Annotated in this window: 11 protein-coding genes; 4 read left to right on the top strand and 7 right to left on the bottom strand. The window is 35.1% G+C overall.

Annotated elements, in window-relative coordinates:
- Positions 1–10 precede the first annotated feature (10 nt).
- On the top strand, positions 11–2,380 hold the full coding sequence (gene secA, locus MKX53_RS04160; RefSeq protein ID WP_340909353.1) for a preprotein translocase subunit SecA: 2,370 nt from the start codon (positions 11–13) through the stop codon (positions 2,378–2,380).
- Positions 2,381–2,545: 165 nt separating this feature from the next.
- Positions 2,546–3,466: an LCP family glycopolymer transferase gene (locus MKX53_RS04155; RefSeq protein WP_340909352.1), complete on the top strand. Its 921-nt coding sequence runs from the start codon at positions 2,546–2,548 to the stop codon at positions 3,464–3,466.
- A gap of 181 nt (positions 3,467–3,647) precedes the next feature.
- On the opposite strand, the gene MKX53_RS04150 is transcribed toward MKX53_RS04155, so the two are convergent.
- The 4 genes from MKX53_RS04150 to MKX53_RS04135 all read right to left on the bottom strand — a co-directional run bounded on the left by MKX53_RS04150 (position 3,648) and on the right by MKX53_RS04135 (position 6,810).
- Positions 3,648–4,820, bottom strand: coding sequence for an aminotransferase class I/II-fold pyridoxal phosphate-dependent enzyme (locus tag MKX53_RS04150; protein ID WP_340909350.1), 1,173 nt, complete (start codon positions 4,818–4,820; stop codon positions 3,648–3,650).
- A gap of 147 nt (positions 4,821–4,967) precedes the next feature.
- Entirely contained in the window at positions 4,968–5,396 is a 429-nt protein-coding gene (locus MKX53_RS04145) for a VOC family protein (RefSeq protein ID WP_340909349.1), read from the bottom strand.
- 93 nt (positions 5,397–5,489) lie between these two features.
- Positions 5,490–6,473, bottom strand: a complete 984-nt coding sequence (gene guaC, locus MKX53_RS04140) for a GMP reductase (protein WP_340913234.1) — start codon at positions 6,471–6,473, stop codon at positions 5,490–5,492.
- Between the two features lie 139 nt (positions 6,474–6,612).
- Positions 6,613–6,810, bottom strand: a complete 198-nt coding sequence (locus MKX53_RS04135) for a hypothetical protein (RefSeq protein WP_093537242.1) — start codon at positions 6,808–6,810, stop codon at positions 6,613–6,615.
- Between the two features lie 453 nt (positions 6,811–7,263).
- On the opposite strand from MKX53_RS04135, the gene menC reads away from it, so the two are divergent.
- Complete coding sequence (menC, locus tag MKX53_RS04130) at positions 7,264–8,370, top strand: o-succinylbenzoate synthase (RefSeq protein WP_340909347.1); 1,107 nt, start codon at positions 7,264–7,266, stop codon at positions 8,368–8,370.
- 134 nt (positions 8,371–8,504) lie between these two features.
- On the opposite strand, the gene MKX53_RS04125 is transcribed toward menC, so the two are convergent.
- From MKX53_RS04125 to MKX53_RS04115, 3 genes are all read right to left on the bottom strand, one after another.
- Entirely contained in the window at positions 8,505–9,146 is a 642-nt protein-coding gene (locus MKX53_RS04125; RefSeq protein ID WP_340909346.1) for a hypothetical protein, read from the bottom strand.
- Positions 9,147–9,342: 196 nt separating this feature from the next.
- Positions 9,343–10,191, bottom strand: coding sequence for a hypothetical protein (locus MKX53_RS04120; RefSeq protein WP_340909344.1), 849 nt, complete (start codon positions 10,189–10,191; stop codon positions 9,343–9,345).
- A gap of 214 nt (positions 10,192–10,405) precedes the next feature.
- Positions 10,406–12,721, bottom strand: coding sequence for a 5'-nucleotidase C-terminal domain-containing protein (locus MKX53_RS04115; RefSeq protein WP_340909342.1), 2,316 nt, complete (start codon positions 12,719–12,721; stop codon positions 10,406–10,408).
- Positions 12,722–12,984: 263 nt separating this feature from the next.
- On the opposite strand from MKX53_RS04115, the gene MKX53_RS04110 reads away from it, so the two are divergent.
- Positions 12,985–13,962: a proline dehydrogenase family protein gene (locus tag MKX53_RS04110; RefSeq protein ID WP_093537238.1), complete on the top strand. Its 978-nt coding sequence runs from the start codon at positions 12,985–12,987 to the stop codon at positions 13,960–13,962.
- The last annotated feature ends 236 nt before the right edge of the window (positions 13,963–14,198 follow it).

Here is a 14,198-nt window from a genome sequence, read left to right as displayed (position 1 = left end):
GAGAATGAATATGTTACATTCTATTAAAAAGATGATATCTGGTGAAACAATCGAATTAAAACAACTGAATAAAATTGTATCTAAAATAAATGCCTTAGAAGAATCATTTTCTCTTAAGACAGATGAGGAATTAAAAGCTTATACACAAGTTTTCCGAGATCAACTAAATAATGGAATCTCTCCAGAGGAATTGATCATTGAGGCTTTCGCTGTCGTTCGGGAAGCATCTAAACGAGTTCTGGGGTTAAGACATTATGATTCTCAGTTGATGGGTGGTGCCGTACTAACGCAGTCACAAATCGCTCAAATGCAAACGGGTGAAGGTAAGACATTAGTAGCAACACTTCCTGCTTATGTGATGGGTGCACACGGGAAAGGAACTCATATCATTACAGCCAATGAATATTTAGCCACTCGTGATTATCAACAAATGAAACCTCTGTTTGAGTTCTTAGGATTGACAATTGGCTTAAATATTTCTGGAATAGAAGCAGATGAAAAAAAAGCAGCTTACAATTGTGATATTACATATGGGACTGGGACAGAATTTGGCTTCGATTACTTACGAGACCATATGGTGCAAGAAGCAAATCAGCTAGTTCAGCGCCCTCTTTTTTACGCTTTAATCGATGAAGTGGATAGTATTTTAATAGACGAAGCTAGAACACCTTTGATAATAGCTGGGAAGTCTAATGCAAGCTTGAACTTATTCCCAATTATGCATATGGTAATTGATTCATTTAAAGATAAAGTAGAATATGATTATTATCCTGAAACAAAACAAATCGTATTATTAGACGATGGAGCAGACCGATTAGAAGAGGCATTTGGAATCGACAATGTGTATGATAGTGAGCATCGGGAATTTATGCATATCGCAATGCAGACTCTTCGAGCTAAAGTAGTAATGCGTAAAGACGTAGATTATATTGTAAAAGAAGATAAGATTATGATTGTTGACCCTTACACTGGTCGTGTAATGGAAGGGCGCACCTTTAGTGATGGACTACATCAAGCAATTGAAGCAAAAGAAAAGATTTCATTGAAGGAAGAAAATAACACCCAAGCTTCAGTTATGATCCAACATTACTTCCGATTGTACAAACACGTTTCTGGTATGACGGGAAGTGCAGTTCCATCTAAAGATGAATTTTGGGAGACGTATAATTTACGTGTTACAGAAATTCCAACGAACAAACCAAATCAACGTAAAGATTTAGAAACACTTGTTTATGTGACAATTGAAGATAAAATCAAAAAAATTATTGAAGAAACGAAAAATTACCATAGTATTGGTCGTCCAGTATTAATAGGAACTACTTCTATCCAACAATCTGAAGAGCTTTCTGCTGCTCTAAATGAATTAAATATTAAACATTCTATATTAAATGCTAAAACCGAAGAAGACGAAGCGGAGATTATTTCTAACGCAGGGCAGCTACACAAAATTATGCTTGCCACTAACATGGCTGGTCGTGGTACCGACATTATTCTTGGTAACGACGTACACCAACTAGGTGGACTTCATATTATTGGTACCGAGCTACATAGCAGTGCTCGTATAGATATGCAACTGCGTGGCCGTGGAGGTCGTCAAGGAGATCCTGGTAGTACACAATTTATCATTTCTTTAGAAGATGAACTGTTCTACTATTATGACGAAGAAGAATTGGAGAAATATAGAAAGAAAGTCAAAACAGATCAAACTGGTTTGATAATTGCTCCGAATCCATCTAAATTTGTTTATAATGTACAAAAGGTTATTGAAGGTACACATTTCTCTAGTCGCTCTCATTTATTGAAACTTGATGATATTAATAATGATCAGCAATCAGTTATGTATAATTATCGGGAGAAAGCGCTACATGTCAATAATATGCAGTCGCTCATCATTGATGCGATGCACGAAAGAAAAGAACATCTTATCCAAGAACTCTTGGACATTAACTTAGATAATGTAGACAGTGTCGCTATGTGGAATGAAATTATTGATGAAATTAGAATTTTATCCACACTAAATTCCGATACCGAAAATTTAATGGACTCTACTGATAAAGACAGTAAAGAGCAATTAGAAGTAGCATTAAATAAGGTGTATAACCAAGCAATGGATGTTGCCAGTACGGTTTCCCAAGAAGAAGGTATTTGGGCAAATATACAATCCATATACTTAGAAGCATTAGACAGGTCGTGGATCACCCATTTAGATAATCTTCATCATTTAAGAGAAGGTATCAATATACGTGGATATGGACAAGAAGATCCTTATAGATTGTATGCTTTTGATGCACTTCATACTTTCGACGAAATGTTACAGGCGTTCTTCCGTGATATTATTCGACACTTCCTACAATCAAGCGCAACGAAAATAGAAGAATAAATATTTATATCTTTTAAGGGGATTGTGGTCACTGCTCAATCCTCTTTTTTGACGTTTAATAAAACAACAAACTATATATACTATTATCAGTTCTCATTTATATTCTGGGACTTACACTCATATATTTACAAAAGGGCTTGTAGTTATAAGAAATGAGGACCATGAATGTCGAAGAAAAAAACTTGGATTACAATTTTTAGTTGCTTGCTTTTTGCTGGTATTGTATATGCTATTAGCATTTATCAAAATGTATCCACTACACTCGAAACAATCCATGAACCAGAGATTCGCAAAGTTTCTGAGCTTAGAGAGACAAAAGTAGAACTAGTAGAAAAGGAACCCATCTCCGTTTTACTACTAGGCGTAGATGAACGAGATGCGGATATCGGTCGTTCTGATACTATCATTGTACTTACCGCTAATCCTTCTCTCGCTTCGATTAAAGTATTAAGTATTCCCAGAGACACGTATACAGAAATTATTGGGTTAGATAAGAAGGATAAATTAAATCACGCATATGCATTTGGCGGAATTGACATGGCACTTCATTCCGTTGAAAACCTTCTAGCTATCCCAATTGACTATGTTGTACAGGTTAATATGGAAAGTTTTTTAGAAATTGTCGATAGTGTTGGCGGTGTTACGGTAGAGAACCCATCTGCTTTCGAAGAAAACGGTTATCAATTTGCAGCAGGACCCATACATTTAAATGGAGATAGTGCACTTAGTTATGTTCGCATGCGTAAAAATGATCCGCTAGGTGACTTTGGAAGACAGGAGCGCCAAAAACAAGTTCTCCTAGGTATATTAAAGGAAGGTGCTTCTTTCAATAGCTTACTCAACTATAAGGAACTATTGACCTCCTTAGCGGACAACATCCGTACAAATATGACATTCGGTCAGATGATGGATATTCAAAAAGGTTATAAGACTTCACTAACAAATGTAGAGTCTATTACGCTAACGAATGGAAGTGGGCAGCGAATGGATCGCATTTGGTATTATGTGCCCAACGATAAAGAAATGAGCAATGTAACTAGGACCTTGAAGGAGCATTTGGAACTCCTTGACGATCAGAGGGAATAGTGGCTTGAACATGTTTGCTCGCGGTTGACAGGTGAATACCCGAGGACTCACTTCTGATACTCTCGTTCGGGGGTTGTTTACTCTCGGAACGGGAGATTCTTCTATTCTATAGTAGGGTAAATTGCAAAAGGCTGTTCCAAATTAATGGAATAGCCTTTGTTTTGTCATCTAAACTTAAACGCTATAGGAATTGAGATGGACTTAATGTAAGAAGGAATTCTTCTAGTCTATTCATTCCTTTTTCTAGCACAGCCATATTGTACGCATAAGAAATACGTATGAAACCTTCTCCGTATGCTGTAAACGCACTTCCAGGAACGACAGCCACACCGCCCTCCTGTAATAGCTTCGTAGCAAACTCAAAGGAATTCATTCCATACTTTCTTATATCAGGGAAAATATAAAAAGCGCCATTTGGCTTTTCCACCGTCAGTCCCATCTCTGTTAATCGACTAAATACAAAGTCACGCCTTTTCACGTATTCCAAATTCATCTCACTTGGAGTGTCTTTGGCGCTTGTGATTGCTTCCATTGCTGCATATTGGGCAGGTAGTGAGGCACAAATTGTATTGAAGGCATGCACTTTTACTACATGCTCCATCACATTTGCTGGCCCCATCAGGAAGCCGATTCGCCAACCCGTCATCGAATGCGACTTTGAAACACCATGAATATAAAATAATTTTTCGCGTATTTCCTCATAGCTTGCAAAGGAATGATGCTTTCCTGAGAAAGTGTTCTCGCTATATATTTCATCTGTTAGTACGAATAAATTCTTTTCTTGTATCACATCAACTAATTCATCCATTGTCTCTTTTGTAAGAACAACCCCAGTAGGATTAGAGGGATTATTGAAAAACACGGCTTTTGTTCGCTCATTGATCAAGTTTGCAAGTCTTTCTGCAGACGGTTGGAAATTAGTGTCCGTCGTATCTAAATACACTACTTTCGCTCCACAAAGTTCAATCACAGGTACATACCCTGAATAAGTAGGAGCTGGTAGAATAACCTCGTCTCCTTCTACTAAAATTGTTCGAAAGACTGCATCGATTGCTTCACTAGCACCATTTGTTATAATAATTTCACTTTGAAGATCATATGAAAAACCATATTTGTCAAAGAAAAAAGAGTTCACTGCATTTCTTAACTCTAGCAGCCCTGCATTATGCGAATACCCGGTTAAATTTTGTTCAATTGCCCGGATACCTGCTTCTTTTACAGATGTAGGTGTTGGAAAATCCGGCTGACCAATCGTTAGATTAACGGCATCTGGGTAATTAACTAATTGATTGGAGAATTGTCGTGTTCCAGGAATTTTCAATGCTTGTGCTCGAGGATTTATTTTTATATCCATAGGTTGATCTCTTCTTTCTATTAATTTTCTAGTAAGTATATATGCTAGTATACTTTAAACAGCATCGTTTTATTATTATATTCTGAATTATTTAGTAATCAAAAAAAGTCATGCAATGTATACTTGAACATTGCATGACTCCCTATTTTATTGTGGCATTTGATCTGGTTCGTGGCTAAATTGCCATTCAATACCGAACTTATCTCTTAGGGAACCGTAACATTTACTCCAAAATGTTTCTTGAAGATCCATGCTCACTTTACCGCCTTCTTTAAGAGCATTAAATGTGGATTTAACCGTATCTTCTTCATTACTTACAAAAGCTAAACTGATATTATTTCCTTCTGTAAACGGTGATCCCGGAAACGTATCAGAGAACATTATATTGCTTCCATTAATATTTAAGCGAGTGTGGAGAACTAAGTCTTTTGCTTCTGCAGGCAATACAAAATCCGGGCTTTGCGGTGATTCACCGAAAGTCATAATCTCTGGTTTTTCTGTCTTAAATACTTCTGCATAAAATTCTGCAGCTTCTCGACAATTCCCGTTAAAAGTAAGATATATATTAATAGCCATTTTAGAACACTCCTCTTCTCAAATAATGTAATTATTCAAACAATAAACATCAACTTTATTGTAGCACTCAGAGATCTAAAATAACATTAATTTTTAGTAAACTTTATCGCCATTGAAAATAGAGTTCTTTACGATTACATAGTCTACATTACGAATCGACTCTAATTTATTTCCACCTGAATATGATATAGAAGATTGCAAGTCTTGTTCCATTTCTCTTAAAGTATCTTCTAGTGGACCTTTATATTCTACAAACATTTTTTTACCTTCAACATTTTTCTTTTCGCCTTTTTGAAATTCAGATGCAGAACCGAAGTATTCTTTATACTGCTTGCCATCTTTTTCGACTGTAACACCAGGAGATTCTTCATGACCTGCAAATAGAGAGCCAATCATAACCATGGAAGCTCCAAAACGAACGGATTTTGCAATATCACCATGTGTACGAATTCCACCATCTGCAATTATTGGTTTGCTAGCTGCTTTTGCACACCAACGCAATGCCGCAAGTTGCCAACCACCTGTTCCAAATCCTGTTTTAATCTTCGTGATACATACTTTCCCAGGTCCGATTCCAACTTTCGTTGCATCCGCTCCAGCATTTTCTAACTCTCTTACTGCTTCTGGAGTTCCAACATTACCAGCAATGACAAAGCTATTCGGTAAATGTGTTTTAAGATGTTTAATCATGTTAATAACTGCATTAGAATGACCGTGCGCAATATCTATAGTGATGAACTCAGGTACAAGATTTTCTTCCGCCAACTGTTCTACAAATGTGTACTCTTCTTCTTTGACACCCACACTTATAGATGCAATTAAGCTACGTGATTGCATACTCTTGATGAAGGCAATACGTTTTTGTGGTTCAAAGCGATGCATTATATAAAAATAACCATTTTCAGCTAAATAATTTGCAATATTTTCATCTATAATTGTCTGCATATTAGCAGGCACTACTGGCAATTTAAAAGTATGTCCCCCAAGTGTGACTGTAGTATCACATTCTGATCTACTATTAACTACACATTTTGCCGGAATTAATTGAATATCTTCATAATCGAATACATTTTCCATCATATACACTCCCAAATACGAATATTATTATCAATTGAACTAAAAACGTTCGTCCATTTGGTAATTTACATCATTTTGAGTAGTATGTCAATCTCTTATACTAAGCTTGCACATAAGTACTCGAAGTATTACATACATTTTACTGAATTCTTTTCATCTTATTTATATCTATTTGCATTTCAATTAATTTTATCCGGTCACTTAGTTCCAATACCGCTTGCATAATTTGATGCTGATCTGCCTTAGACATATTTGTATGACGTTCTACCTGGTCAACTGTTTCCTCCACTTTTTGAATACTGCGATTCATTACTTGTACTAGATACTCAACTGTCAAAATTTATCCACTCCCTTCATTTCCCCTAATTTTACTTCCTCAACAAGTTATTTCAATTGTCAGAATATATCATTAAATACAACTATAGAATTTTCATCGACATTTCGCCCTTAAAAATCCTTTTTCAACGGATTTAGATACTCAAAATAAATTTGAATGTTCCATGATTTATTTTATTTTTGATTAATATAATAGTAGAAAGAAAAGGAGGAGGAGATTTCTATTAAACCAAATCCAGTTGAACCAGAAGAAATGGCTTATAGAAATGATTTAGATATACAAGCTTCCCTTCAAATGATTTGGGAAGGCGCCCCTGTTTCGACAGTGGAAATCGAAAAAGAGGAGTATGAAACACCTTAACTTCCCTACAGTAGTAGGGTTTTTTTAATTTGTTTTAGTAGCTAGAACATGATAAGTTGAATAATAATAGTGTTCTTAGAGGAGTTATTAAACATGATTATAAAAAAAATAACTATGCGGCATATGAAAATGACAATGAAAAACCCATTTGTCACTAGCTTTGGAAGTATGCAGGAAAAAGAATTTTTCTTACTAGAGGTCTTTGATGAAAAGGGAAACTCTGGTTGGGGAGAGTCCGCAGCCTTCCAAGCACCATGGTACACAGAAGAAACCGTTCAAACTACTTTACATATGATTAGGGACTTTTTAATACCACTTGTGTTGAACAAAGAAATTAGTCACCCAGATGAAGTAAGTGAAATTTTTGCAACTATCCGAAAGAATAATATGGCAAAGGCCGCCGTGGAAGTGGCTATTTGGGACTTATATGCTAAACGAACGGATCAATCACTTTCACAAGCTCTGGGCGGAGTTACAGAAAAAATTGAAGTAGGCATTAGCATAGGCATTCAAACAACTACAGAGAAATTATTAGAAGTGGTCAGCAATTATATCCAAGAAGGATACAAGCGAATTAAGGTGAAAATTAAGCCTGGATATGATATCGAAGTGATTCAAAAACTGAGAGAAGCATTTCCCAGTGTCCCTCTTATGGCTGATGCGAATTCATCTTACACGCTCGAGGACTTTGAACTTTTAAAACAATTGGATGATTTTCAGCTAATGATGATTGAACAGCCACTCGCTAATGATGATATTGTCGATCATGCTAAGTTACAAAAACAGTTAAATACCCCTATTTGCTTAGATGAAAGTATTCTTTCTGTAGCTGATGCACGTAATGCAATTGAGCTTGGTAGCACAAAGGTTATCAATATAAAAATTGCGCGTGTTGGAGGTCTAACGGAAGCAAAGAAAATTCATGACTTATGTATGGAAAAAGGTGTTCCTGTTTGGTGTGGTGGAATGTTAGAGGCAGGGATCGGCCGTGCACATAATATCGCTCTCACCTCGCTACCCAATTTCACGTTGCCAGGTGATACTGCAGGTTCTTCTCATTATTGGGAGGAGGATATCATTTCCCCGGAAATAGTTGTGGTGAATGGCTATATAGAAGTTCCCAAAGGGAATGGAATAGGCTATGAGCCGAATATGAAAGTAATTCAACGTTATTTGTTAGACACTATAGTATTTGAATAGTAATCTTTGTAAAAAAACAGTCTTAAAAAAATTAGCTGGCATGAGTCCGGTTATATACCGTATGCACGCCAGCCAATTAGCTTTCATTATATTAATCTCTAAGATTAATGGATTACAATAAAAGGTGACTTATTTTACTTTAATAATGCAAGTTTTGATTTAGAAGGTGTTTCATACTTCAAAGCACCGTGCATATCGACAAACAAGCCGCCGCCTAAGCCGTATGCTCCTCCGTGATTATCTGATACGAATGTATAGACACGATACTCTCCACCCGCTGGTAACACTTCTTTTCTGCTAGTGCCATCTGCATTAAATGTTGCCATATCTGCGGAAAGTGTTACTTTACCAATCTGTCCTACTTTAAGTTCCGTTTTTCCCCACATTACTTTTGGGGATGAATCTTCTAGTAATGCAAGTTTTGCTTTAGATGGTGTTTCGAATTTTACATTTACACCATTTAATGTACTATTTTGGACAACATAATACTCACCGCCTACATTATACATAGGAAAGTATCCTTCTGGTGTTTTGGTGGAATATACTCGATACTCTTCACCCTTCTTCAATTCACGGACAGCACCTCCGTCAAGCATTGGGTCTTTACCTATATGCAATAGAGGTGTGTCCTTTAAGATGGTAACTTTACCAATTTGCCCCTTCTTTAATTCCGTTTTACCCCACATTACTTTTGTGGATGAAGCTTCTGATGTAATGCTGAAAGTAAACATCGCCATTAAAGTAAATGCAATTATTGTTAACATAATTTTTTTCATTATCTTACCTCTTTCACTAGTTAATAAGTAAATTATAACATATAAAATAGTAATATTTTGATATTTAAAGTATATTTTCCTTTTTAATAGAGATTTATAGGCTAGTCCTAACTTTTCTCATTTAATTGCTACTTGCTTTCAAATATCTTCGAGGAATCTTTCAATCTTTCCAGTAGTCTAATCTTTTCCTTATTATTTATAGTGAAACTGGTTTATAATAACTCATAGAGTTCTTAGCATTAATTTTAGATTCTAAAGTATTTACTTTAGCAACCAAATCGATAAGTAGTGCATTATTCTCAGTATTACCTAATTTTTCTATTAACATTTTCAGTTTTCTTACTTTTAAAGCTACTTCGCCGATATTTTCAGTTTCTAACTCTGCTTCTATATTTTCCACACCCATATAAATAGATATTGGTAAAGCTAGTTCAGCTCGCTTTTCTTGTGCAGGAGCTTTATATGTGGCAATTAGTTTGTTACGGTTCGCTTTTCCGTCCACTTTATAGAAGACTTCCGTGCCTTTTTTCAATTCATTTGATAATAAATGATAGTTTTTAGCCAATGTTTCCCAATCTAAATTTGCTTTAGCAGTTTCCAAGCCAGCTATTAATGGTAAAATAGTATCCTTCCCATAAGCATCTGCCTCTGTATAGGTAACCAGAGGAACTTTTGGTTCATACTTCACCTTTTCTGGCTTGTTCTGTATTTTGGTATCACCTTTTTTCTGAGTATTAATTTCTTTATCTTTTCCTTCACCTAAATTGTTCTTAACTTTATCTAACATTTTATTACTTATATTTTTATCATTAAACTTTAAATCATCTTTTTTATCCCAGTTATCGTAGTTTCTATGATTTGTCCCTAGTCGCTGTTCTTTTCGCTCCTGTTTGCGATCCATCATTTGGTGAGAGCTTTTGCCTTCTTTGTGTCCACCATCTCTTCCTTCTCCATTGACATGAGCTTCTCCAATTAAAGGAACACCCAAAATTGTTGTAGATAATAGAGCCGTTGCAGCTGTTAACTTAAAAGTATTGATCTTCATATGAAATCCCTCCTCTTTCTTAATAAACCAGGAATTACCGATACATATATAAATCATAATTACATTAACATTTTGATACCCCACCACTTTTTCTATAAACGAAAATCACAGATCTGTAACATAACAGTAATGGTAATTAATAATTGTAATATTTTTAAAGTTGTCCATAAAAAAATCCTATCGCTAAATTAATAGCGATAGGATTTTACAGATCTTACTTTTTCACGTCAACAATTCGACCTTCTGTTTTATTGTTAACTGTTTTTAAAGTTTTCAATTGTTCTTGAAGATTTTCCCAATCTGATAAGCCCAGGTCTGTTACTCGACCTTCTTTATAGATTTTTTCAAATACATCGTAGCCATCTCCGCCTTTAGCTGTAAATGCATTAGTTGCTACCATGTATTTTTCATCATCTTTAATATCTACCAACGAGCCATCTGCTGATTTATACTTAATGGAAACTACCCGTTCATTAGCAGGTTTTGAAGAATCGAATTCAATTTTTGCACCAGCCACGTGTAAGAATCCACCGTTTTCTTTTGGATAAGTTTTAAAGCTTATTTCAAATGCAGCTTTTAGTTCTGCTCCAGTGATTTCCATCGTAGCAAGTGTATTGCCGAACGGCAGAACGGTTATTACTTCTCCAACTGTAATTGGACCTTTGCCAATTTCAGCACGTATACCTCCACCATTTTGGAAGGCCATAATAACCTTATTATCGAATTGTTTTGCCTTTGACAGCATACCATCAGTAATAATATTTCCAAGAGCAGTTTCATTTTTACGAACGCTTGGCTTTGTATCATCTCCATCAGTACGTGGTGTTTGCAACTCTTCTTCTGCAACTACACCAATTTCAGTCTTATTGATTGTATCTATTTTATCCGAGTATTTTTTTAATAAAGCAGCAGCCGCTTTATCTTCTACTTGATCTTTAATCTCAATCAGTTTTCCAGCTTGTCCTACTACTTTACCTTCTTTGTCAAAGGACACATCCAATGTTCCTAAGAATTCACTATATTGTGAAGCTTGTACTATAATAGTAGGATTTTTCTCTTTGCCAGTGCTATCTTTTCCTACTACTACAGGTTTTTCTAATTTAGTATGGCTATGGCCACCAACGATCACATCAATACCATTTACAGCAGCTGCTAGCAACAAATCATTGTCTACTGTAGGATTATCATCATATCCAATATGCGTTACAGCGACAACTTTATTTACTCCTTGTTTTTCAAACTCATCCACCATTGTTTGAGCTGCTTTTATATAGTCTGTAAAAGTAACGTCTTTCGGACTAGATATTGTAGCAGTCTCCGCAGTAGTAAGACCAAATAAACCAATTTTCTGTCCATCTACTTCTTTAATAATTCCGCTATAAATTTGTCCATCTTTAGGATCTGCTGAAACCTTTACATTAAACAATCCTTTTAAATTTGCATCTTTTGAAAAATCAACATTTGCGCTAACAAATGGGAAGTTAGATTTCTCAATAAATTCTTTTAATGCTTTATGACCTTCAGTGTCGTTTCCTAGGTCAAACTCGTGATTACCAAATGTCATTAAGTCATAATCCATTAACTTCATTAACTCTAAATCTGCTTGTCCTTTAAACTCATTGAAATATAATGTACCTGAGAATACATCTCCAGCATCAATAAGTAAAGTAGAAGGTTTTTGAGCTCTCACTTCTTTAATAGCTGTTAAACGTTTAGGTGCCTGTGTTGTACGGGCATGTGTATCATTAACATGCATTAAAGATAATGTGAAGTTTGTATTTGTTTGAGCTCTAATATTCTCAACATACGTTAGTAATTCTTTAATAATTGGTGAAGTAGAATTACTCGGTAACTTCTCTATTAATAGATTAATAGATTCAAGCACTTTTACAGCTTCTTTTTCTTTATTTGCAGTTATATAGGCTTCTGCTTCCTTCGTTTTCATAAAAATAGTAACCGGTAGCATTAGTTCGTCACGTTTTTTATTTGCAGGCTCTTTATATTGGTCTAGTAATAGATCCCGAGCTGCTTTACCTGTAAAACGATACAAAATAGAAGTACGAGTTTTTAACTGTACAGAAAGTTTATGGTATGCCTTCTCTAACTTATCCCAATCCTTACTAGCTTCAGCCTGTTCAATTTCTTTCATAATTGGATTTAAATACTTGTCCGCATAATTATAAGCATCGATATAAGGAACTATTCCTTTAACAACTCGTTCGTTATATAATTCATCTAAATTTTTGAGTAATAGATCTTTGTTTTTAGCTGTAGATTTAATAATTTCATTTCTTGCTTTTTGGTAGTTTGCTTTCGCAATATTCAAAGCTGGGTATAAGTCTTTACTTGGCGCAAGTTTTCCCGCTTGAGCTGGGACTACATAGGAGTAAGCTGAATTCTTTACGTCTTTCCTTGCGTTGTCAACTACCTCTTGTAGCGAACTATTTGCAAATGAAACGCTTGAAACAGAGAATAATGATGTTGCAATTACTGCTGCTACCGCAGACTTTTTAAACTTATTTTTCGTCATATTCTGCCTCCTGAAAGAGTATTTAATATAAGTAATTATTGAAAATTCACTAAAATTACTCACTAACTCAAAGTTAACTTACAATTTTGTAAATGGCAAGATAATTTGTTGATAAATAGCATTAATGTTTTGTAAATATTTTTCTAGTAGGAGGTTGAACTTTTTACTCAAAGAAATATGTCGATTTAACAGCTAAATGAATACTATCAGGTATACTAAATGTGGTATAATCTAAGCATCAAAACAGAGATAGGAGCATTACAATGTTAAAAGATATCTTTATGGCTTTGTCGGAGAATCAAGTATTAAATGGTGCGGCAAAAAAATATGGTTTAAAAATGGGAGCACAGCATGTTGTTGCTGGGACAAACATTGAAGAGACTATTGAAAGCATCAAAAAGCTAAATGCAATGGGTATCTCTTGTACAGTAGATAATTTAGGCGAATTTGTTTTCGTAAAAGAAGAAGCATTGGCTGCTAAAGAACAAATTATCGCAGTAATTGAGGCAATTGAAGAACATCAAGTGGATGCACATATTTCTTTAAAACCATCCCAACTTGGACTTGATATTGACTATGACTTCGCATTAAATAACTTAAAAGAAATTGTTGAAATCGCACATAAATATGGTACTTTCATCAATATTGATATGGAATCTACCAAACATTTACAACCATCATTCGATATTTTGGACGAGCTTTCTAAAAACTATGATAACGTGGGAACTGTAATTCAAGCATACTTCTACCGTGCAGAGGAAGATATTCAAAAGTACAAAAACTTCCGCCTACGTATTGTAAAAGGAGCTTATAAAGAACCTGTTGAATATGCGTATCAAACAAAGGAAGAAATTGATAAAAACTATGTAGAGCTTATTGAATGGCATCTTCTTAATGGTAAATTTACTTCTATTGCAACTCATGATCATAATGTGATTAACCATATTAAACAGTTCATTAAAGATAATGACATTCCTTATGATAAGTTTGAATTCCAAATGTTATACGGCTTCCGCACAGAGATGCAACAACAACTTGCTAACGAAGGCTACAACTTCTGTACGTACGTACCATTTGGACAAGATTGGTACGGTTACTTCATGCGTCGTCTTGCAGAGCGTCCAGCCAATATGAACTTAGTTGTAAAACAAGTTTTCAATAAAAATACTAATACAATGATTGGTCTTGCTGCCGGTGCATTTGCACTTGGTCGCATAACTAAACGTAACAAACGCAAGTAATAGAGTTGTCTCCCTGTTGAAAGCTACAGGGAGACAACTTTTTTTATACTGCTTTCGGAGACCTACAGTCTAGCACCTCTACGTATCGTTACTTGCTTGCACTTGTATTTTATTTATGGACAGACATGTTTAATTGCTCAATGTATTTTATTTACGTGTGTTTATGTACCTTTTATTCACTAAAATTTTATTTGGTTAGAACTTAAATGTTTGAAATTGCATTACTATATTTTCAG

This window comes from Psychrobacillus sp. FSL K6-4615 (genome assembly GCF_038008225.1).
In the GTDB taxonomy this organism is placed as follows: Bacteria; Bacillota; Bacilli; order Bacillales_A; family Planococcaceae; genus Psychrobacillus; species Psychrobacillus psychrotolerans.
Note: the sequence above shows the minus strand (reverse complement) of the source record. Positions and strands in the feature narration are given on the sequence as shown.

What these genes read in the sequence shown, in the direction of transcription:
- MKX53_RS04110 (WP_093537238.1), top strand. Translation starts at nt 12,985, where the DNA reads ATGTTAAAAGATATCTTTATGGCTTTGTCGGAGAATCAAGTATTAAAT.
- MKX53_RS04150 (WP_340909350.1), bottom strand. Translation starts at nt 4,820, where the DNA reads ATGGATATAAAAATAAATCCTCGAGCACAAGCATTGAAAATTCCTGGA.
- menC (WP_340909347.1), top strand. Translation starts at nt 7,264, where the DNA reads ATGATTATAAAAAAAATAACTATGCGGCATATGAAAATGACAATGAAA.
- MKX53_RS04120 (WP_340909344.1), bottom strand. Translation starts at nt 10,191, where the DNA reads ATGAAGATCAATACTTTTAAGTTAACAGCTGCAACGGCTCTATTATCT.
- MKX53_RS04115 (WP_340909342.1), bottom strand. Translation starts at nt 12,721, where the DNA reads ATGACGAAAAATAAGTTTAAAAAGTCTGCGGTAGCAGCAGTAATTGCA.
- MKX53_RS04155 (WP_340909352.1), top strand. Translation starts at nt 2,546, where the DNA reads ATGTCGAAGAAAAAAACTTGGATTACAATTTTTAGTTGCTTGCTTTTT.
- MKX53_RS04125 (WP_340909346.1), bottom strand. Translation starts at nt 9,146, where the DNA reads ATGAAAAAAATTATGTTAACAATAATTGCATTTACTTTAATGGCGATG.
- secA (WP_340909353.1), top strand. Translation starts at nt 11, where the DNA reads ATGTTACATTCTATTAAAAAGATGATATCTGGTGAAACAATCGAATTA.
- MKX53_RS04145 (WP_340909349.1), bottom strand. Translation starts at nt 5,396, where the DNA reads ATGGCTATTAATATATATCTTACTTTTAACGGGAATTGTCGAGAAGCT.
- guaC (WP_340913234.1), bottom strand. Translation starts at nt 6,473, where the DNA reads ATGGAAAATGTATTCGATTATGAAGATATTCAATTAATTCCGGCAAAA.